This window comes from Variovorax sp. J31P207, from assembly GCF_030316965.1.
GTDB lineage: Bacteria > Pseudomonadota > Gammaproteobacteria > Burkholderiales > Burkholderiaceae_C > Variovorax > Variovorax ginsengisoli_B.
The window spans coordinates 20,744-38,768 of the sequence record NZ_JASZYN010000021.1; the positions used below are offsets into that span (position 1 = coordinate 20,744).

Consider the following 18,025-nt stretch of genomic DNA (forward strand, 5'->3'; position numbering starts at 1 on the left):
TCAGGCGGTCGGCGTGAGCTGGGCGCAGACATTGCGCCCGGTGATCGTGAGCCGCAGCCCGCCGCCGTGCCATTCGAGCCAGTTGAGCCGCACGTAGGCATCGATGTCGTTGTCGTCGATCCGGTCTGCCTGGTGGTTCTGCAGATGGTCGACCGTGGCGGGCAGGGCCTGCCGCAGCCGCTCGCGCGCTGCGGCTTCGTTGGCGGCCCGTTCCGAAATGCGCGTCTGAGAATTCGATGCCATGCTGGTTCGTTCCAATCGCTGAGGAATCGCACCAATGTACGCTTCCTGCGGCGCCAGTCACGGACCTATTTCTCGATATTGCGCAGGACAATGCAGATCGAGCCCCGCGGGGCGGGGTTACTTGCGCGGCTGCAACAGCTTGCTGACCTCGTCGACGTTCGAGCGGATGCGCTCGCGCACCACCTCGAAGGCGTCGGACTGCGACTTGGCCGCCATCTCGGACAGCTCGCGGATGTCGTCCAGCGCCTGCTTGAAGGCCGCCTTGCCCATGGCGTCGAGCTTGGCGAAGCCCTCGCGCGGGTCCTTGCCCGACAGCCCCTTCATGGTCCCTTGCCATTCCTCGATCGAGGTCTTGAGCATCTCGGTCTGGCGCTGCACCACGGCCTGCAGCCCCTCGTAGGACTTCTCGTTGGCCTTGACCAGCGCCTGCAGGTCCTTGCGCCCGCTCTCGACGATCGCTCCCGCGGCGCCCGCCAGCGGCAGGTTCTGCAGTCGCTCCGCCATGCCCTTCAGCGGCTTGACGAAGGCTTCCTGGACGTCGGCCGGCGTGGGGATGCCGGTCGAACGCGTCTTCTTCGCGGCGGTGGTGCTCGACTTGCTGGTGGCCATGTGCGGTGTCTCCGGATTTGAAGGTTGGGGTCGCCACGATACGCCCAGAAGGGCGTTTCATGAAAGCCCTTCGCTCACTTGACCAGCTTGAGCGTGCCCTTCATCAGCGTCGAATGGCCGGGGAAGGAGCAGAAGTAGGTGTAGCTGCCGTCGGCGGCCAGCTTGGCCGGGGCGAAGCTCACGCTGTCGCTCTCGCCGCCGCCGACGATCTTGGTGTGGGCCACGACGCGGGCGTCGCCGGCCTTGACGTAGTTCTGGGGCAGACCGGCGGCGATGCCGTCGGCGGCGACCGCCTGCACGTCGGCGGTCTTGGCCAGCACCCAGTTGTGGCCCATGGCCTGCTTGGGCATCTTGCCGCTGTGCTTGAGCTTGACCGTGAACTCCTTGCAGGACTGGCTGACCTCGATGGCGGGCTTGTTGAACTGCATCGCGTCGTTGCCTTCGATCTCGACGGTGCAGTCGGCGGCGAGGGCGGGGACGGAGGCGAAAGCCAGCACGGCGAGGGCGGCGAGACGGTGGCGAAGCATGGGGAAGGTTCTCCAGAAAAAAGGATGGCGCGCGCAACCGTGCGCCAAGCCCATTGTGATGACTCGCCGCCGAGGTCGCGTGACCTGGATCAAGGACGTGCGACAAGAGTGCTTGCCGATACCGCGCGGCGCAACAGGCCGCGGCGACGGCCTTTGATCCAGGTCAAGTCGCGCCGCGCCGCGATCGCTAGTCTCGGGGCATGGAAGCCGTGCTCTCCCTCGCTCCTGGCTTGCCTGCCGCTTCGCAGCCGGCCTGGTCGCTGCTGGACGATCCGGCGGAATGGCCGGGATTCGGGCGTGCGCTGGAGCCCGGCGATGCCGCGGCGCGCTGGGAGTCGCAGGTCGCGGTCGAGGGCATGCACTGCGCGGCCTGCGCGTTCACGGTCGAGGCGGCGCTGATGCAGGTGCCGGGCGTGGTCTCGGCCGAGGTCAATGCGGCCAGCCGGCGCGCCCGGGTGGTCTGGTCGCCCGCCAAGGTCAAGCCATCGCGCTGGTTCGAGGCCTGCGCCGCCGCCGGCTACCGGCTGGTGCCGGCCGGCGACATGCTGGCGAGTGCGCGGCGCGCGCGCGAATCGCGGCTCGCGCTCTGGCGCTGGCTGGTGGCGGGCTTCTGCATGATGCAGGTCATGATGTACGCCTACCCGGCCTACATCGCCCGGCCCGGCGACATGTCGCCCGATGCCGCACAGCTGCTGCGCTGGGCCTCGTGGGTGCTCACCCTGCCGGTCGTGCTGTTCTGCTGCACCCCCTTCTTTCGCAGCGCCTGGCGCGACCTGCGGCAGCGCCGCATCGGCATGGACCTGCCGGTGGCGCTCGGCATGGCGATCACCTTCATCGTCAGCACCGCGGCCACATTCGATCCCGAGGGGCCGCTGGGCCACGAACTCTATTTCGATTCGCTGACCATGTTCGTGTTCTTCCTGCTGACCGGCCGCTGGCTCGAATCGCGGCTGCGCGACCGCACCGCCGGGGCGCTCGACGCCCTGATGAACCGGCTGCCCGACAGCGTGCTGCGGCGCCGTGCCGACGGCGAGTTCGAGCGCGTCGCAGTGCGGCGGCTGGCGGTCGGCGACATGCTGCGCGTGCTGCCCGGCGAAGCCTTCCCGGCCGATGGCCGCGTGGTCGCGGGCGACACCTCGGCCGACGAGGCGCTGATCACCGGCGAGTCGCGGCCGGTCGCGCGTCCTTGCGGTGCCCGGGTGCTGGCCGGCAGCCACAACGTCGGCGCGGTGGTCGAGGTGCGGGTCGAGGCGCTCGGGCCCGACACCCGGTACGCCCAGATCGTCGCCCTGATGGAGAACGCCTCGCTGCAGAAGCCGCGGCTCGCGCGCCTGGCCGATCGCGCGGCGCGTCCGTTCCTGCTCGCGGTGCTCGCGGCCGCGGCGGGGGCTGCCGCCTGGTGGTGGCAGGTGGACCCGGGCAAGGCCTTGATGGTCGCGGTGGCGGTGTTGATCGTGACCTGCCCCTGCGCGCTGTCGCTGGCCACGCCGGCGGCGATGCTGGCGAGCGCCGGCACGCTGGCGCGTGGCGGGTTGCTGGTGCGCAACCTGCAGGCGCTGGAGTCGTTGGCCGCGGTCGACACCGTGGTGTTCGACAAGACCGGCACGCTGACCCGCGACACGCCGCGGCTGGACCGGGTCTACAGCCGCCAGGGCATGCGGCCGGGCGATGCGGTGGAACTCGCGGCCGCGCTGGCGGCGCAGTCCCTGCACCCGGCCTCGCGCGCGCTGGTGCAGGCCTGGAACGACCAGCACCGTGGGCCGCCGGGCTGGGTCCCGGTGCAGCTCGCCGAGCATGCCGGTGAGGGCCTGGAGGGCACGCTGAGCCGCCGCGGCGGCGGTGCCGGTCGGCGCCTGCGCCTGGGCTCGGCCGCATTCTGCGGCGTCGCGCCGCTGGCCGTGCAGGCGGCGCAGGTCCATCTCAGCGACGACCAGGGCTGGGTCGCGAGCTTCGTGCTGGCGGAGGACCTGCGCGAAGACGCCGCGGCCACGGTGTCGGCACTGGAAGCGCAGGGCCAGGCGGTATGGCTGCTGTCGGGCGACAGCGGCGCCGCGGCGCGCGAGGTGGCGCAGCGCGCCGGCATCGCGCTGGTGCTCGGCGACTGCACGCCCGAGGACAAGCTGGCCCGCCTGAAGGACCTGCAGGCCCAGGGCCGCGCGGTCGCGATGGTGGGCGACGGGCTCAACGACGGGCCGGTGCTCGCGCATGCGCACGCCTCGTTCGCGTTCGGACGCGCGGTGCCGCTGGCGCGCGCCAACGCCGACTTCGTGGTCCTCGGCGATTCGCTCGATGTCATTCCCGGCGCCATCGCGCAGGCGCGCCGCACCCTGCGCGTGGTGCGGCAGAACCTCTGGTGGGCGGCCGGCTACAACGCGGTCTGCGTGCCGCTGGCGATCGTCGGCTGGCTGCCGCCGTGGCTCGCGGGACTGGGCATGGCCGCGAGCTCGCTGGCCGTGGTGCTGAATGCGGCGCGGCTGGCCGGCCGGCCGCTGCGCGCGGGGACGGCCTGATGGACATCCTGTTCCTGCTGATCCCGTTCTCCGTGGTGCTGGTGCTGATCATCCTCGCCGGCCTCTGGTGGGCGGTGGACCGTGGCCAATTCGACGACGTCGAGGGCGAAGGCGAGCGCATTCTGCGCAACGATTGATTTGCATCAAGCCGGCTGGAAGCCCCCAACCGGACACTGGGCCCGTTCCATACAACAAGGCTCTGCGATGCATGCTCCGAATTCTTCCGCGCCTGTCTACAGCGACACGGTCGTGCGGCAATTCGCTCTCATGTCCGTCGTCTGGGGAGTGGTGGGCATGCTGGTGGGGGTGGTCATCGCCTCGCAGCTGGCCTGGCCCGACCTCAACTTCGGCATCCCGTGGCTCAGCTACGGGCGACTGCGTCCGCTGCACACCAACGCGGTGATCTTCGCCTTCGGCGGCTGTGCGCTCATGGCCACCAGCTTCCACGTCGTGCAGCGCACCTGCCAGGTCCGGCTGTTCGCGCCGGCGCTGGCCTCGTTCGTGTTCTGGGGCTGGCAAGCGGTGATCGTGGCGGCGGCCATCAGCCTGCCGCTGGGCTACACCAGCGGCAAGGAATACGCCGAGCTCGAATGGCCGATCGACATCCTGATCGCGGTCGTCTGGGTGGCCTACGCGATCGTCTTCTTCGGCACCATCGGCGTTCGCAAGGTGCGCCACATCTACGTCGCCAACTGGTTCTACGGCGCCTTCATCATCGCGGTGGCGCTGCTGCACATCGTCAACAGCGCGGCCATCCCGGCCGGCGCGATGAAGAGCTACTCGGCCTACGCCGGCGTGCAGGATGCGATGGTCCAGTGGTGGTACGGCCACAACGCGGTCGGCTTCTTCCTGACCGCGGGCTTCCTCGGGATGATGTACTACTACGTGCCGAAGCAGGCCGGCCGCCCGGTGTATTCGTACCGGTTGTCGATCGTTCACTTCTGGGCCTTGATCTTCACCTACATGTGGGCCGGCCCGCACCACCTGCACTACACGGCGCTGCCCGACTGGACCCAGTCGATCGGCATGGTGTTCTCGCTGATCCTGCTGGCGCCGAGCTGGGGCGGCATGATCAACGGCGTGATGACGCTGTCGGGCGCCTGGCACAAGCTGCGCACCGACCCGATCCTGCGCTTCCTGATCGTCTCGCTGTCGTTCTACGGCATGTCGACCTTCGAGGGTCCGATGATGTCGATCAAGACCGTCAACGCGCTCTCGCACTACACCGACTGGACCGTCGGCCACGTGCACTCGGGCGCGCTCGGCTGGGTCGGCCTGATCTCGATGGGCTCGCTGTACTACCTGATCCCGCGCGTGTACGGCCGCACCGAGATGTTCAGCGTGAAGGCGATCGAGCTGCACTTCTGGATGGCGACCATCGGCATCGTGCTCTACATCGCCGCGATGTGGATCGCCGGCGTGATGCAGGGCCTGATGTGGCGCGCGGTCAACCCCGACGGCACGCTGACCTACACCTTCGTCGAAAGCGTGAAGGCCACCTATCCCTACTACGTGGTGCGCGTGCTCGGCGGCGTGCTGTACCTGAGCGGCATGCTGGTGATGGCCTGGAACGTCTGGATGACGGTGATCTCGGGCTTCAGCAAGCCCGCGCCGATCCCGCAGCCCGCCATGGCCCACGCCTGAGGAAACGCCCATGAGTTCGAACATTCCCCCGGGCTTCTCGCACCAGAAGATCGAGACCAACAACTTCCTGATGATCGTGCTGATCCTGCTGGTGATCGCGGTCGGCGGCCTGGTCGAGATCGTGCCGCTGTTCTTCCAGAAGTCGACCACCGAGGCGGTCGCCGGCGTCGAGCCGCTGACGCCGCTGCAGCTCGCGGGCCGCGACATCTACGTGCGCGAGGGTTGCTACAACTGCCATTCGCAGATGATCCGGCCGTTCCGCGCCGAGACGCTGCGCTATGGCCACTATTCGGTGGCCGGCGAGTTCGTCTACGACCACCCGTTCCAGTGGGGCAGCAAGCGCACCGGCCCCGACCTGCACCGGGTGGGCGCCAAGTACAGCGACGAGTGGCACCGCATCCACCTCAACAACCCGCGCGACGTGGTGCCGGAGTCGAACATGCCGGCCTACACCTGGCTCGAGAAGGCGCCGCTGGATGGCGCCGAGTCGGCCGCCCACATGACGGCGCTGCGCCGGGTCGGCGTGCCCTACACCGACGAGCAGATCGCAGCCGCGCCGGCCGCGGTCAAGGGCAAGACCGAGATGGACGCCGTGGTCGCCTATCTGCAGTCGCTCGGCCTGGCACTCAAGTAAGGACAACCGCGATGGACAACATCACCACCCTGCGAATCGCCGCCACGCTGGTCTCGTTCGCGACCTTCATCGGCATCCTGGTCTGGGCGTATTCGCGCCGCAACGCGCAGGCCTTCGAAGAGGCGGCACGCCTGCCGTTCGAGGAGGACCCGTCGTGAGCGACTTCGTCAACGCCTTCTGGTCGCACTTCGTCACCGCGATCGCGCTCGGCGGCATCCTGGCCTGCGCGCTGCTGCTGTGGCTGACGGCCCGCTTCCGCGGCCCTTCGAGCGCCGACAACACCACGGGCCATGTCTGGGACGAGGACCTGCGCGAGATGAACAACCCGATGCCGCGCTGGTGGATGGGCCTGTTCGTGCTGACCATCGTGTTCGGCATCGGCTACCTGGTGGCGTTCCCGGGGCTGGGCAGCTACCGCGGCACCCTGGCCTGGAGCACCCAGGGCGAGTACGAGAAGGCGGTGGAGAAGGCCAACGCCGAACTGGCGCCTGTGTACGCCGCCTACACCGCGCAGCCGGTCGAGAAGCTCGCCTCCGACGCCGGCGCCATGGCGGTCGGCGAGCGCCTGTTCCTGAACAACTGCGCCCAGTGCCACGGCTCGGATGCCCGCGGCAGCAAGGGCTTCCCGAACCTCACCGATGGCGACTGGCTGCATGGCGGCACGCCCGAGAAGATCCACGAGACCATCGCGCTCGGCCGCATCGGCACGATGCCGCCGATGGCCGAGGCGGTCGGATCGGCCGAGGACGTCAAGAACCTCGCCAACTACGTGCTGAGCCTGTCGGACAGCCCGCACGATTCGGTGCGCGCCGGACTCGGCAAGAGCAAGTTCACGGCGTGCGCGGCCTGCCACGGCATCGGCGGCGTCGGCAACCAGGCGGTGGGCGCGCCGAACCTGGCCGACAAGATCTGGCTGCACGGCTACGGCCAGGAAGCGATCATCGCGATGATCAACGGCGGCAAGACCAACCAGATGCCGGCGCAGCAGGGCCGCCTGACCGAAGCGCAGATCCACGTGCTGACCGCCTACGTGTGGGGCCTGTCGAACAACAAGACGGTCACCGCCGCGGGGCAATGAGGCCGCCGCCCGAGTCTTGTCCATGAGCGTTTCCATGACCGAGCAGACGACGCCACCGAAGCCGCGCACCGTGATCCCGATCGCGGCGGCCGAGGAGGACGTCGGGCTCTACGCGGCCCACAAGAAGATCTATCCGCGCAGCGTCAGCGGCTATTTCGCCCGCTGGCGCTGGGCCCTGGTGTTCGCGACGCAGCTGGTCTTCTACGGCCTGCCCTGGTTCGAGTGGGGCCAGCGGCAGGCGGTGCTGTTCGACCTCGGCGCGCGGCGCTTCTTCCTGTTCGGGCTGGTGCTCTATCCGCAGGACCTGATCTACCTGACCGGGCTGCTGGTGGTCTCGGCGCTGTCGTTGTTCCTGTTCACCGCCGTGGCGGGGCGCCTGTGGTGCGGCTACGCCTGCCCGCAGACGGTCTACACCGAGATCTTCATGTGGGTCGAGGAGAAGATCGAGGGCAGCCGCATCGCGCGCATGCGGCTCGACAACGGCGCCTTCTCGGCCGAGAAGCTGGTCAAGAAGTGGTTCAAGCACGTGGTCTGGATATCGATCGGCCTGTGGACCGGCTTCACCTTCGTCGGCTACTTCACGCCGATCCGCGAACTGGGCATGGAATTCCTGCAGACCCGGATGGGCTCCTGGGAGGTCTTCTGGGTGCTGTTCTACGGCTTCGCCACCTACGGCAACGCCGGCTTCATGCGCGAGCAGGTGTGCAAGTACATGTGCCCCTATGCGCGCTTCCAGAGCGCGATGTTCGACCGCGACACGCTGATCGTGAGCTATGACACGGCACGCGGCGAACCGCGCGGCGTGCCGGCCAAGGGTCGGGCGACCGCTGCCGCATCGGAGTTCGGCCATTGCATCGACTGCAAGCTGTGCGTCCAGGTCTGCCCGACCGGCATCGACATCCGCCAGGGCCTGCAGTACGAATGCATCGGCTGCGGCCTCTGCGTGGATGCCTGCAACATCGTGATGGACAAGATGTCGACCCCGCGCGGCCTGATCCGCTACGCCACGCAGAACAGCATGGCCGGGCGCTGGACGCCGCGCCAGGTGCTGCGCCGCGTGCTGCGGCCGCGGGTGCTGGTCTACAGCGCGGTGCTCGGCGCGCTGTGCATCGGCCTGCTGGCGAGCCTGGTGACGCGCACGCCGCTGAAGGTCGACGTGGTGCGCGACCGCGCCTCGCTGGCCCGCATCGTCGAGGGCGGCCAGCTCGAGAACGTCTACCGCCTGCAGATCATGAACGCCACCGAGCAGGTGCAGCGCTACCGGATCGAAGCCAGCGGCCTCGAGGGGCTGCACGTGTCCTCGGAGCCGGTGGTCGAGGTCGCGCCGGCGCAGTCGCGCTGGGTCGCGGTGCGGCTGCAGCTGCCCTACGGCGCGGCGACGGCCGGTTCCCACAAGGTGTATTTCGACGTTCGAGCGGAAAGCGGCCAGGGCAGCGTGTCCGAGAAGGCCGTGTTCCTGGTCCCGCGATGAAATCCAGGCCCCAAGGAGGCAGAAGATGACCGACAAGAGCAGCCATGACGAAGCGACGCGTCCCTGTCCACCCTGGTGGCGCTTCGGGCTGGTGTGGATGGTGATCGGCGGGCCGGGCCTGGTGGTGATCGCGAGTTTCGCCACCTTGTGGCTGGCCCTGCGCACGCCCGACCCGGTGGTCGACGAGGACTACTACCGCAAGGGCGTGGAGATCAACCGCACGCTGGCCGACAAGAAGCTCATGCCGGCGGTGGCCGGGCGCAACCACGCGGCCACCCCGAGCGCCGACGTGCCGTCGCCGAGGCGCTGAGCCATGCAGGCGCAACGCTGGATGTGGATACTCTGGCCGGCATTCCTGCTGGCCTGCGCGCTCGAGGTGCTGGTGTTCGCGCTGGTCGATCCGGGCGACCTCAACTGGCGCGGCGAGGCGTTGGGCGCCTCTCGCCAGGCGGTCTACACGGTCGGGTTCTTTGCCTTCTGGCTGCTGGCCACGGCGGCGGGCGCCTTGACGCTGCTGCTGGCCCGGCCGGCGGCCGAGCTCAACAGCCCGGCGGATTGACGATGCGGCGCAGCGCCTCGGGATCGAGGATGCGCACGTTGCGCTGCTCGACCTCGACCATGCCGTCGGCCGCGAACTTCGACAGCGTCCGGCTCACGGTCTCGAGCTTGAGGCCGAGGTAGCTGCCGATCTCTTCGCGCGTCATGCGCAGCACCAGCTCGGAGCGCGAGAAGCCGCGCGCATGCAGCCGCTGCACCAGGTTCAGCAGGAAGGCCGCCAGCCGCTCCTCGGCCCGCATGCTGCCGAGCAGCAGCATCACGCCATGCTCGCGGACGATCTCGCGGCTCATGATCTGGTGCACGTGGCGCTGCAGCGCCGTCACCTCGCGCGACAGTTCCTCGATGCGTTCGAAGGGCATCACGCAGACCTCGGAGTCTTCGAGGGCGACGGCGTCGCAGGTGTGCTGGTCGTTGACGATGCCGTCGAGGCCGATGATCTCGCCGGCCATCTGGAAGCCGGTGACCTGGTCGCGCCCGTCCTCGCTGGTGACCCGGGTCTTGAAGACCCCGGTGCGGATCGCGTAGAGCGAGGTGAAGGGCTCGCCGTTCCGAAACAGCGTCTCGCGCCGCTTGACCTTGCGCCGCGTGGCGACCAGGTCGTCGAGGCGCTGCAGTTCCCCGGGCGCCAGTCCGACCGGCATGCACAGCTCGCGCAGGTTGCAGTTGGAACAGGCGACCTTGATATTTTCGGGCTTCATTGATGCAGTCGAGGTCATGCGGGGATTGTCCGTGGGGGGGTGGGCCGGATGCTTGATGCAGGTCAAGGTTTGCGGATCGCGACGGCGGCATAGTGACACACCGAAGCCCATGCCTGCGTCCGCGATGCCTCCCGTCTCCGCTCCAGCCCTCACGCCGCCCCCCCTGGTGCCCGCGCCGTCCGTGCTGCGGCGGTTCGACTGCGCCGGGCCGCGCTACACCTCCTACCCGACCGCGGACCGCTTCGTCGACGCCTTCACGGCCGAGGACTATGCCCAGACGCTCGAACAGCGCGGCAGCACCGGCGCCAGCGCGCGGGCGCTGTCGCTCTACGTGCATATCCCGTTCTGCGAATCGCTCTGCTACTACTGCGCCTGCAACAAGATCGTGACCCGCCACAAGAGCAAGGGGCGCGAGTACCTGGACTACCTGGCGCGCGAGATCGCGCTGCAGGTCGAGCGGCTCGGCCGCGGCGCCGTGGTCCGCCAGCTGCACCTCGGCGGCGGCACGCCGACCTTTCTCGACGATGCCGGCCTGCGGACGCTGATGGGCATGCTGCGCGATGCCTTCTCCTTGTCGCCGGATGGCGAGCATTCGATCGAGATCGACCCGCGCACCGTCGACCGGGAACGCCTGGTGACCCTGGCCGCGCTGGGCTTCAACCGGCTGAGCTTCGGCGTCCAGGATTTCGACCCCGACGTGCAGAAGGCGGTGCACCGGATCCAGCCGGCCGGGCAGGTGTTCGACCTGATGGCGACGGCTCGCGGGCTGGGCTTCGATTCGGTCAACGTCGACCTGATCTACGGGCTGCCGCGCCAGAGCGCGGCCTCCTTCGACCGCACGCTGGCCCAGGTCTGCGCGCTGCGGCCCGACCGGATCGCGCTCTATGCCTATGCCCACCTGCCCGAGCGCTTCAAGGCCCAGCGCCGCATCGCGACCCAGGCGCTGCCCGATGCGGCGGCCAAGGTCGAGATGCTGTCGCGCTCGATCGCCGCGTTCACCGAGGCCGGCTACGTCTACATCGGCATGGACCATTTCGCGCTGCCCGGCGACGCGCTGGCGGTGGCCAAGCGGCAGGGCCGGCTGCACCGCAACTTTCAGGGCTACAGCACCCAGCCGGACTGCGACCTGGTGGCGCTGGGCGTGTCGGCGATCGGCCGGGTCGGCGCCACCTACAGCCAGAACGCCAAGACGCTCGAGGAGTACTACGACCTGCTCGACCAGGGCCGGCTGCCGGTGGTGCGCGGCCTGGCGCTGACCCGCGACGACGTGCTGCGGCGCACCGTGATCATGGCGATCATGTGCCAGGGCCGGGTCGACTTCGAGACCATCGGCTCGGCCCACCTGGTCGATTTCCAGCGCTGCTTCGCGGCCGAGCTCGAAGCGCTGGCGCCGCTCGAGGCGCAGGGCCTGGTGGTGGTCAGCGATCGCCACCTCGAGGTCACGCCGCTGGGCTGGTTCTTCGTGCGCGCGATCGCCATGGTGTTCGACCGCTACCTGCAGGCCGACCGCAACCGCACGCGCTTCTCGCGCATCGTGTGATGAGCCCCACGGCGCCGGCCTGATCCATGCAGTCCGCCCTGCTCGCCACCGCATTCGTGATGGGGCTGGCCGGCGGGCCGCACTGCGTCGCGATGTGCGGCGCGGCCTGCGCGGGCGTGATCCGCATCGTGCGGGCACCGGCGGGCGGCGTCGCCGCGCTGCAGTCTCCGGGCCGCTCGCTGCCGGCGGGCGCCTTGTTCCACGTGGGCCGGGTGGCCGGCTATGCGGCCGCCGGGGCGGTGGCGGCCGCCGCTGCCCAGGGCCTGGCGCAGGCGGGCCAGCAGGTGAGCGCGCTGCGCCCGGCGTGGCTGCTGCTGCATGTGTTCGTGTTCGCCTGGGGCCTGCTGCTCGCCGCCTCGGGCCGGCAGCCCGCCTGGGCGCACCGCTTCGGGCGCTGGGCGTCGGCGCGGCTGCAGCCCATGACCCGCAGCCCCTTCGGCGTGCTGGCGGCCGGCGCGCTCTGGGTCGCGCTGCCCTGCGGCCTGCTGTATTCGGCGCTGATGCTGGCGGCCCTGGGCAACGGCGTGCTCGAAGGCGCGGCCGTCATGGCGCTGTTCGCGGCCGGCAGCGCGGTGTCGCTGCTGCTGGCGCCCTGGCTGTGGCAGCGCCTGCGGTCGGGCGCCGGCATGCTGTCGCAGCAGTGGGGCACGCGGCTGGCGGGCGCGATGCTCGCGGGGGTGGCGCTGCAGGCGCTCTGGCTCGACCTCGCGCACCAGGTCGAGGCCTGGTGCCGCTGAGCGAAGGGCCCGTCCCGCTCAGGCGGCGGGCGGCGGCGGTTCCAGGTTCATGGCCACGTGCAACACGTCGGCGGAATCCTCCAGGCTGGGCACGCGCTCGAAGCCCAGCGCACGCGACAGCTTCAGCATGCGGCTGTTCTCGCGCAGGATCATGCCGACCAGGCGCCGGGTGCCGCGGCTTCGGGCGTGCGCGATCAGCTGCTCGAACAGCATCCTGCCGAGGCCGCCGCCCTTGAGGTCGGAGCGCACCACCAGCGCGAACTCGGCTTCGACGTTGTCGGGGTCGCAGACGGTGCGGGCGACGCCGAGCGTCTCGGGCTGGCCGTCCGCCGCCGTGGCCTCGGCGATGAAGGCCATTTCGCGGTCGTAGTCGATCTGGGCCAGCCGGGCCAGTTCGCTGCGCGGCAGTTCGCTGCGCGCCTGGAAGAGCCGCATGCGCACGTCCTCGGCGGTGAGCCTTCGCAGGAAGCGCCGGTGCTGGCCTTCGTCCTCCGGGCGGATCGGCCGGATCGTGATCGGGCGGCCGTTCCACTCGGCCTGGCGGACCCATTGGGTGGGGTAGGGCCGGATCGCGAAGTTCGCGGCGCCGGCCACCCGGCCGGCCGCGACCCGGAGCCGGGCGTCGAGCGCCAGCGCGCCGTGCTCGTCGACCCACAGCGGGTTGATGTCGAGCTCGGCCAGCTGCGGCAGGTCGGCCAGCATCTGCGACACCGCGATCAGCACGTCGTGCAGGGCATCGAGATCGGCCGGCGGGTGGTCGCGGTAGCCGGCCAGCAGCCGCGACACGCGGGTGCGCGAGACCAGCTCGCGCGCCAGGCTGCGGTTGAGCGGCGGCAGCGCGACCGCGACATCGGCCGTCACCTCGACCGCGATGCCGCCACCGCCGCAGAGGATGACCGGGCCGAAGACCGCGTCGATGCTGGCCCCGACGATCACCTCCTGCGCGTGCGGGCGGTGCACCATGGGCTGCACGGTGAAGCCGTCGATGCGCGCGCCGGGCTGCAGGGTGGCGAGCGCCTGCCGCATCTCGCCGACGGCCTGTTCGAGCGCGGCCGGGTCGCGCAGGTCCAGCCTGACGCCGCCGACGTCGGTCTTGTGGGCGACATCGCGCGACACGATCTTGAGCACCACCGGATAGCCGAGCTCGCGGGCCGCGTCCAGCAGGCCTTCGGCCGACGCCGGGACCATCCGCGTGCGCACCACCGGCACGCCGTAGGCCTGCAGCACTGCCTTGGCCTCGTGTTCGGCGAGCCATTCGCGGCCGTCGGCGGCGGCGGCTTCGAGCAGCCGCTGCGCCGCCGGCACGTCGGGCGCCGGGTTCTCGCTGGCGCTGGGCGCCTCCATCAGCAGCGCCTGGTTGCTGCGGTAGGTCTGCAGCATGCTGAAGGCGCGCACGGCGTCTTCGGGCGTCGGGTAGTCGGGAATGCCGGCCGCCTCGAACAGCTGGCGTGCCGGCGCCATGTCGGCATCGCCGAGCCAGCAGCCCATCACGCGCGGATCGTTGGCGCGGACCAGCGGCGCGCAGGCGCGAGCGATCTCGTCGCTGCGCTCGGCCACCGTCGGGGCGTGGACGAACAGCACCGCGCCGCTCGCGGGGTCCGCCAGCAGCGCCGACAGCGCCGCGGCATAGCGCGCCGCCGGCGCGTCGCCGAGGATGTCGATCGGGTTGGCGCACGAACCGCCAGCCGGCACCCACTGGGCCAGCTGCTCGAGCAGGGCGGCACTCGGCTCGGCCAGCCGGATGCCGGCGCGGGCGGCGGCGTCGGCCGCCATCACGCCGGCGCCGCCGCCGTTGCCCAGGATGGTCAGCGTCTCGCTGCGGTTGAGGCGGAACCGCGCCAGCGTGGCGGCCGCCATGAACAGCTCCTGCAGCGTCTCCACCCGCAGCATGCCGGCGCGGCGGATGGCCGCGTCATGGACGATGTCGGAGCCGGCCAGGGCGCCGGAGTGCGAGGCGGCGGCACGCAGGCCCTGGCCCGCGCGGCCGGCCTTGACGACGATCACCGGCTTGTTGCGCGCCGCGGCGCGCGCGGCCGACATGAACTTGCGCGGCGAGGCGATCGATTCGACATAGAGCAGGATGGCGCGGGTCCGCCCGTCGCTCGCGAACCGGTCGAGCAGGTCGCCGGCATCGACGTCGCAGTGGTCGCCCAGCGCCACCAGGTGCGACAGGCCGACCCCGCGGCTCGCGGCCCAGTCCAGCATCGCGCTGGCCACCGCGCCGGACTGGGAGATGAACGCCAGCTCGCCCGGCGGTGCGGCAACGTGGGCCAGGCCGGCACGGAGGCCGATGTGCGGGCTCAGGACGCCGAGCGAGTCCGGGCCCAGCAGGCGCAGCAGGTGCGGCCGGGCGGCGTCGAGCGCGGCCTGCTGCTCGGCGGCGCTCAACCCGGTGCCGACGATCACCGCGGCCCGGGCGCCGGCCGCCCCGAGTTCGGCCACCAGTCGCGCCACCGTGCGCGCCGGCGTGCAGATCAGCGCCAGGTCCGGCGCCGCGGGCAGGTCGGCCACCCGCGCGAAGACGGGCAGGCCGTCGAGCCGCGCATGCTTGGGGTTGACCGGGTAGACCGGGCCGGCAAAACCGCCGGCGCGCAGGTGCTGCCAGACGCGGGTGCCGATCGCGCCGGGCCGGTGCGAGGCACCGAGCACGGCGACGGATCGCGGCAAAAGCAGTCGGTCGAGGTGGCGGATGCTCATGGCGCCTCTGCGGATGAACCGGGGGCCCGCATCATGCGCGCACCCTCGGGGGCCCTGTCAATGGGCGTGACGGTGCGCGTGCGCGTCGCCGTCGGCCGGCGCCTGCACCAGCAGCACCGGCACCGGCGTGCAGCGCAGCAGGTACTCGGCGCAGCTGCCCCCCACGAAGCGCTCGACGCCGCGGCGGCCATGGGTGCCGATCACGATCAGGTCGGCGGGCCATCGGCTGGCGTCGGCGGCGATCAGATCGGGGACCGGGTTCGACGCGCCGTCATGCAGCAGCGTCTCGGCCTCGACGCCCGCCGCGGCGGCCGCGGCCTGGCCGTCGTCCAGGATCTGCCGGCCGTTGCGCGCGAGCACCTCGAAACAGTCGCCGACCGGGCCGGCGGCAAGGCCCATCGCCATGGCCATCGACTGCGAGTCGACCACGTGCACCAGCCGCAGCCGCCCGTGGGTCTGGGCAGCGAGCCGTATCGCTTCGTCGAGGCCCTGCTTCGATGTCGCGCTGCCGTCGAGGGGAACAAGGATCCGTTGGTACATGGCGCGCTCCTGCCGACGGTTGAGATGCCGCCAGTATCCGGCGAGCGCAGGCCGCCGTGTTGACCGTTGGCAACACGGGGCGACACGGCGTCTTGTTGATCTGGGGCAAGGCGGCGTGGCGCCGGCCGTGGAAAGCTGGGGACCCCACTCCGGAGACACGAAAATGACACACGCCACCACCCGCATCATCCGCGACGAACACGCGGCCCTCTCGGCGATGCTGCGCTCGATCCTCCTGCTGCTCGATGTCCATCGAAGACAGCAGAGCACGCCCGACTTCTCGGCCTTGCGGGCGATGCTGTTCTATGTCGACCAGTTTCCCGAGCAGCGCCATCACCGCCACGAGACCGAGCTGCTGTTTCCCAAGCTGCGCGCCCGCACGCCGCTGTCGCGCGAACTGCTCGACCACCTGGACCGGGACCACGCGCTCGGCGAGCGCAACATCCGCGAAGTCGAACATGCCTTGCTGGTCTACGAGATGCTCGGCGAGGCGCACCGCGAGCCCTTCGAGCGTGCGATCGCGCGCTACACCGACTTCTACCTGGCCCACATGGCGCAGGAGGAGAAGGAAATCCTGCCGCTGGCCGAGCGCGTGCTCACCGAAGAGGACTGGCGCGATCTCGACGCCGCCTTCGGTGCCCATCGCGATCCCTTCACCGGCCACGAACCCGACGACACCTACCGCGCGCTCTACACCCGCATCGTCAATGCCGTGCCGGCACCGATCGGCCTCGGCCCCGCGCTGGACACCGGCAAGCCGCAGCGGCACGCGATGCAAGCTTGATCCCGGTCAATCCGGGCGGCCCGCGGCTGACCGAGACTGGAGGCCTTCAACCGGAGACCTCCATCATGTTCAAGAAAATCCTGGTCGCCACCGATGGTTCCTCGCTGTCCGAAAAGGCGGTCGAGAGTGCCATCGAAATGGCGCGTCATCACAGCGCCGAACTGGTCGTCTTCACGGTGGCGCGCCGGCCGCCCAAGAGCTACATGGATGGCTCGACGGTGCGTGAGTCGGTGGAAAGCGAGAGCATCGACAAGCAGCGCCAGGAGACCGCACAGGCCCTGGTGGCTGCGATCGGCGAGCGGGCCCGCGGGCGTGGCGTCTCCTGCCATCCGCTGGTGGCCCATTCGAGCCAGGTCGCCGAATCGATCATTGCCGCCGCCGGCAACCAGGCCTGCGACCTGATCGTGATGGCCTCGCACGGCCGCAAGGGCCTCGGCCGGCTGCTGATCGGCAGCGAGACCCAGCACGTGCTGACCCATTCCACCCTGCCGGTGCTGGTGCTCCGATAGCGCCGGATGAGCGAGGATTCCGATCAAGTACGGGGCGCCGCCGGGCGACTCGGGGCGCTGGCCAGCGCCTCCGGCCTGCGGCGCTGGACGCTGTCGGGCCGCCAGCTGCTGCCGGTGGTGCAGGGCGGCATGGGCGTCGGCGTGTCGGCCGGGCGGCTGGCCGGCACCGTGGCCGGCCTGGGCGGCATCGGCACCGTGTCGTCGGTCGACCTGCGCCGCCTGCACCCGGACCTGTGGGCCCGGACCGCCAACATCGAGGCCGAGCCCGATGCCGGTGCGCGCATCGACGCCGCCAACCTCGAGGCGCTGGGCCGCGAGATCAAGAAGGCCCGGCAACTCGCCGGCGGCCGCGGCCTGGTCGCGGTCAATGTCATGAAGGCGCTGACCGCCTACGAGGCGCAGGTGCGGCATGCGATGGCCTGCGGCGCCGATGCGCTGGTGGTCGGCGCCGGGCTACCGCTCGACCTGCCCGACCTGGCGCGCGAGCACCCCGGCGTGGCGCTGATCCCGATCCTGTCGGATGCGCGCGGCGTTCAGCTGGTGGTGCGCAAGTGGGAGAAGAAGGGCCGACTGCCCGACGCCATCGTGATCGAGCATCCGCGGCTGGCGGGCGGCCATCTCGGCGCCGCCAAGGTCGGCGACCTGAACGACCCGCGCTTCGAGTTCGACGTCGTGCTGCCGCAGGTGCAGGCCTTCTTCAGGACCGCGGGCATCGAGGGCCGCATTCCGCTGATCGCGGCCGGCGGCATCGAGAGCCTGGATGACATCCGCCGGCTGCAGTCGCTCGGCGCCTCGGCGGTGCAGCTCGGCACCGCCTTCGCGGTGACCACCGAATGCGATGCCGACCCGGCCTTCAAGCGCGTGCTGGCCGATGCCGCGCCCGAGGACCTGGTCGAGTTCACCAGTGTCGCCGGCCTGCCGGCGCGCGCGGTGCGCACGCCCTGGCTCGACAAATATCTGCGGCTGGAGCCGCGGCTGATGACCAAGGTCCACCGTGAAACAGCCTGCACCATGCGCTTCGATTGCCTGGCGCATTGCGGGCTGCGCGACGGCACGCCAGGCTGGGGCAAGTTCTGCATCGACAAGATGCTGGGCCACGCGCTGGCGGGCCGCACCGGGCAGGGGCTGTTCTTCCGCGGCGCGGGGCGGCTGCCCTTCGGCAACCAGATCCGGCCGGTGCAGGACCTGATGCGCTGGCTGCTGGGCGGACTCATGCCCGCAGCAAACTGAAAGCTTCCTCTCCCGA

General features: G+C 70.5%; 20 protein-coding genes. 14 read left to right on the plus strand and 6 right to left on the minus strand.

The window, feature by feature from the left end; all coding sequences use genetic code 11:
• The 3 genes from QTI68_RS37415 to azu form a co-directional block, all read right to left on the minus strand.
• On the minus strand, nt 1–243 hold the full coding sequence (locus tag QTI68_RS37415) for a hypothetical protein (protein WP_286529301.1): 243 nt from the start codon (nt 241–243) through the stop codon (nt 1–3).
• A 117-nt stretch (nt 244–360) separates the two neighbouring features.
• Complete coding sequence (locus tag QTI68_RS37420; RefSeq protein WP_286529303.1) at nt 361–852, minus strand: phasin family protein; 492 nt, start codon at nt 850–852, stop codon at nt 361–363.
• A gap of 74 nt (nt 853–926) precedes the next feature.
• Nucleotides 927–1,379 (minus strand): azurin, encoded by a 453-nt coding sequence (azu, locus tag QTI68_RS37425; RefSeq protein WP_286529305.1) that lies wholly within the window; start codon nt 1,377–1,379, stop codon nt 927–929.
• Between the two features lie 200 nt (nt 1,380–1,579).
• Here azu and QTI68_RS37430 point away from each other — a divergent pair, with 200 nt between their 5' ends.
• The 9 genes from QTI68_RS37430 (at nt 1,580) to QTI68_RS37470 (ending at nt 9,275) form a co-directional block, all read left to right on the plus strand.
• Nucleotides 1,580–3,889 carry a heavy metal translocating P-type ATPase gene (locus QTI68_RS37430; RefSeq protein WP_286529307.1) on the plus strand — a complete coding sequence of 770 codons (2,310 nt, stop codon included), beginning with the start codon at nt 1,580–1,582 and terminating at the stop codon, nt 3,887–3,889.
• On the plus strand, nt 3,889–4,026 hold the full coding sequence (gene ccoS, locus QTI68_RS37435) for a cbb3-type cytochrome oxidase assembly protein CcoS (protein WP_286529309.1): 138 nt from the start codon (nt 3,889–3,891) through the stop codon (nt 4,024–4,026). Before QTI68_RS37430 ends, ccoS begins: the two co-directional genes overlap by 1 nt.
• 67 nt (nt 4,027–4,093) lie before the next feature.
• Nucleotides 4,094–5,533 carry a cytochrome-c oxidase, cbb3-type subunit I gene (gene ccoN, locus QTI68_RS37440; RefSeq protein WP_286529311.1) on the plus strand — a complete coding sequence of 480 codons (1,440 nt, stop codon included), beginning with the start codon at nt 4,094–4,096 and terminating at the stop codon, nt 5,531–5,533.
• A gap of 10 nt (nt 5,534–5,543) precedes the next feature.
• On the plus strand, nt 5,544–6,167 hold the full coding sequence (gene ccoO / locus QTI68_RS37445; RefSeq protein ID WP_286529312.1) for a cytochrome-c oxidase, cbb3-type subunit II: 624 nt from the start codon (nt 5,544–5,546) through the stop codon (nt 6,165–6,167).
• 11 nt (nt 6,168–6,178) lie between these two features.
• A complete protein-coding gene (locus QTI68_RS37450) occupies nt 6,179–6,325 on the plus strand; it encodes a cbb3-type cytochrome oxidase subunit 3 (RefSeq protein WP_286529313.1) in 147 nt (48 codons plus the stop codon).
• Nucleotides 6,322–7,245 carry a cytochrome-c oxidase, cbb3-type subunit III gene (gene ccoP, locus QTI68_RS37455; protein WP_286529314.1) on the plus strand — a complete coding sequence of 308 codons (924 nt, stop codon included), beginning with the start codon at nt 6,322–6,324 and terminating at the stop codon, nt 7,243–7,245. Before QTI68_RS37450 ends, ccoP begins: the two co-directional genes overlap by 4 nt.
• A gap of 22 nt (nt 7,246–7,267) precedes the next feature.
• Nucleotides 7,268–8,716, plus strand: a complete 1,449-nt coding sequence (ccoG, locus tag QTI68_RS37460) for a cytochrome c oxidase accessory protein CcoG (protein ID WP_286529316.1) — start codon at nt 7,268–7,270, stop codon at nt 8,714–8,716.
• Nucleotides 8,717–8,741: 25 nt separating this feature from the next.
• A complete protein-coding gene (locus QTI68_RS37465) occupies nt 8,742–9,026 on the plus strand; it encodes a FixH family protein (RefSeq protein ID WP_286529318.1) in 285 nt (94 codons plus the stop codon).
• A gap of 3 nt (nt 9,027–9,029) precedes the next feature.
• Entirely contained in the window at nt 9,030–9,275 is a 246-nt protein-coding gene (locus QTI68_RS37470; protein ID WP_286529319.1) for a hypothetical protein, read from the plus strand.
• Here the strand turns inward: QTI68_RS37470 and fnr are convergent.
• Complete coding sequence (gene fnr, locus QTI68_RS37475; RefSeq protein WP_286529320.1) at nt 9,256–9,972, minus strand: fumarate/nitrate reduction transcriptional regulator Fnr; 717 nt, start codon at nt 9,970–9,972, stop codon at nt 9,256–9,258. The two genes, QTI68_RS37470 and fnr, sit on opposite strands and share 20 nt — an antisense overlap.
• Before the next feature lie 124 nt (nt 9,973–10,096).
• On the opposite strand from fnr, the gene hemN reads away from it, so the two are divergent.
• On the plus strand, nt 10,097–11,512 hold the full coding sequence (gene hemN, locus QTI68_RS37480) for an oxygen-independent coproporphyrinogen III oxidase (protein ID WP_286529321.1): 1,416 nt from the start codon (nt 10,097–10,099) through the stop codon (nt 11,510–11,512).
• A gap of 26 nt (nt 11,513–11,538) precedes the next feature.
• On the plus strand, nt 11,539–12,249 hold the full coding sequence (locus QTI68_RS37485; protein WP_286529322.1) for a sulfite exporter TauE/SafE family protein: 711 nt from the start codon (nt 11,539–11,541) through the stop codon (nt 12,247–12,249).
• Between the two features lie 18 nt (nt 12,250–12,267).
• Here QTI68_RS37485 and QTI68_RS37490 read toward each other — a convergent pair whose 3' ends face one another.
• Both QTI68_RS37490 and QTI68_RS37495 read right to left on the minus strand, forming a co-directional pair.
• Complete coding sequence (locus QTI68_RS37490) at nt 12,268–14,946, minus strand: bifunctional acetate--CoA ligase family protein/GNAT family N-acetyltransferase (protein ID WP_286529323.1); 2,679 nt, start codon at nt 14,944–14,946, stop codon at nt 12,268–12,270.
• 57 nt (nt 14,947–15,003) lie between these two features.
• Nucleotides 15,004–15,486, minus strand: coding sequence for a universal stress protein (locus QTI68_RS37495; protein WP_286529324.1), 483 nt, complete (start codon nt 15,484–15,486; stop codon nt 15,004–15,006).
• A 163-nt stretch (nt 15,487–15,649) separates the two neighbouring features.
• Here QTI68_RS37495 and QTI68_RS37500 point away from each other — a divergent pair, with 163 nt between their 5' ends.
• The 3 genes from QTI68_RS37500 (at nt 15,650) to QTI68_RS37510 (ending at nt 18,009) form a co-directional block, all read left to right on the plus strand.
• The gene (locus QTI68_RS37500; RefSeq protein WP_286529326.1) at nt 15,650–16,270 is read left to right on the plus strand and encodes a hemerythrin domain-containing protein; all 621 of its coding nucleotides are present in this window, start codon (nt 15,650–15,652) and stop codon (nt 16,268–16,270) included.
• A gap of 65 nt (nt 16,271–16,335) precedes the next feature.
• Entirely contained in the window at nt 16,336–16,779 is a 444-nt protein-coding gene (locus QTI68_RS37505; RefSeq protein WP_286529327.1) for a universal stress protein, read from the plus strand.
• 6 nt (nt 16,780–16,785) lie between these two features.
• The gene (locus QTI68_RS37510) at nt 16,786–18,009 is read left to right on the plus strand and encodes an NAD(P)H-dependent flavin oxidoreductase (protein ID WP_286529328.1); all 1,224 of its coding nucleotides are present in this window, start codon (nt 16,786–16,788) and stop codon (nt 18,007–18,009) included.
• Nucleotides 18,010–18,025 lie beyond the last annotated feature (16 nt).

Bases quoted from the DNA above. Each gene is read 5' to 3' on its own strand.
- azu (WP_286529305.1), bottom strand. From the start codon at position 1,379: ATGCTTCGCCACCGTCTCGCCGCCCTCGCCGTGCTGGCTTTCGCCTCC.
- QTI68_RS37495 (WP_286529324.1), bottom strand. From the start codon at position 15,486: ATGTACCAACGGATCCTTGTTCCCCTCGACGGCAGCGCGACATCGAAG.
- QTI68_RS37490 (WP_286529323.1), bottom strand. From the start codon at position 14,946: ATGAGCATCCGCCACCTCGACCGACTGCTTTTGCCGCGATCCGTCGCC.
- ccoN (WP_286529311.1), top strand. From the start codon at position 4,094: ATGCATGCTCCGAATTCTTCCGCGCCTGTCTACAGCGACACGGTCGTG.
- QTI68_RS37485 (WP_286529322.1), top strand. From the start codon at position 11,539: ATGCAGTCCGCCCTGCTCGCCACCGCATTCGTGATGGGGCTGGCCGGC.
- QTI68_RS37500 (WP_286529326.1), top strand. From the start codon at position 15,650: ATGACACACGCCACCACCCGCATCATCCGCGACGAACACGCGGCCCTC.
- ccoG (WP_286529316.1), top strand. From the start codon at position 7,268: ATGAGCGTTTCCATGACCGAGCAGACGACGCCACCGAAGCCGCGCACC.
- QTI68_RS37450 (WP_286529313.1), top strand. From the start codon at position 6,179: ATGGACAACATCACCACCCTGCGAATCGCCGCCACGCTGGTCTCGTTC.
- QTI68_RS37505 (WP_286529327.1), top strand. From the start codon at position 16,336: ATGTTCAAGAAAATCCTGGTCGCCACCGATGGTTCCTCGCTGTCCGAA.
- QTI68_RS37470 (WP_286529319.1), top strand. From the start codon at position 9,030: ATGCAGGCGCAACGCTGGATGTGGATACTCTGGCCGGCATTCCTGCTG.
- hemN (WP_286529321.1), top strand. From the start codon at position 10,097: ATGCCTCCCGTCTCCGCTCCAGCCCTCACGCCGCCCCCCCTGGTGCCC.
- ccoO (WP_286529312.1), top strand. From the start codon at position 5,544: ATGAGTTCGAACATTCCCCCGGGCTTCTCGCACCAGAAGATCGAGACC.
- ccoS (WP_286529309.1), top strand. From the start codon at position 3,889: ATGGACATCCTGTTCCTGCTGATCCCGTTCTCCGTGGTGCTGGTGCTG.
- fnr (WP_286529320.1), bottom strand. From the start codon at position 9,972: ATGAAGCCCGAAAATATCAAGGTCGCCTGTTCCAACTGCAACCTGCGC.
- QTI68_RS37415 (WP_286529301.1), bottom strand. From the start codon at position 243: ATGGCATCGAATTCTCAGACGCGCATTTCGGAACGGGCCGCCAACGAA.
- QTI68_RS37430 (WP_286529307.1), top strand. From the start codon at position 1,580: ATGGAAGCCGTGCTCTCCCTCGCTCCTGGCTTGCCTGCCGCTTCGCAG.
- QTI68_RS37510 (WP_286529328.1), top strand. From the start codon at position 16,786: ATGAGCGAGGATTCCGATCAAGTACGGGGCGCCGCCGGGCGACTCGGG.
- QTI68_RS37420 (WP_286529303.1), bottom strand. From the start codon at position 852: ATGGCCACCAGCAAGTCGAGCACCACCGCCGCGAAGAAGACGCGTTCG.
- QTI68_RS37465 (WP_286529318.1), top strand. From the start codon at position 8,742: ATGACCGACAAGAGCAGCCATGACGAAGCGACGCGTCCCTGTCCACCC.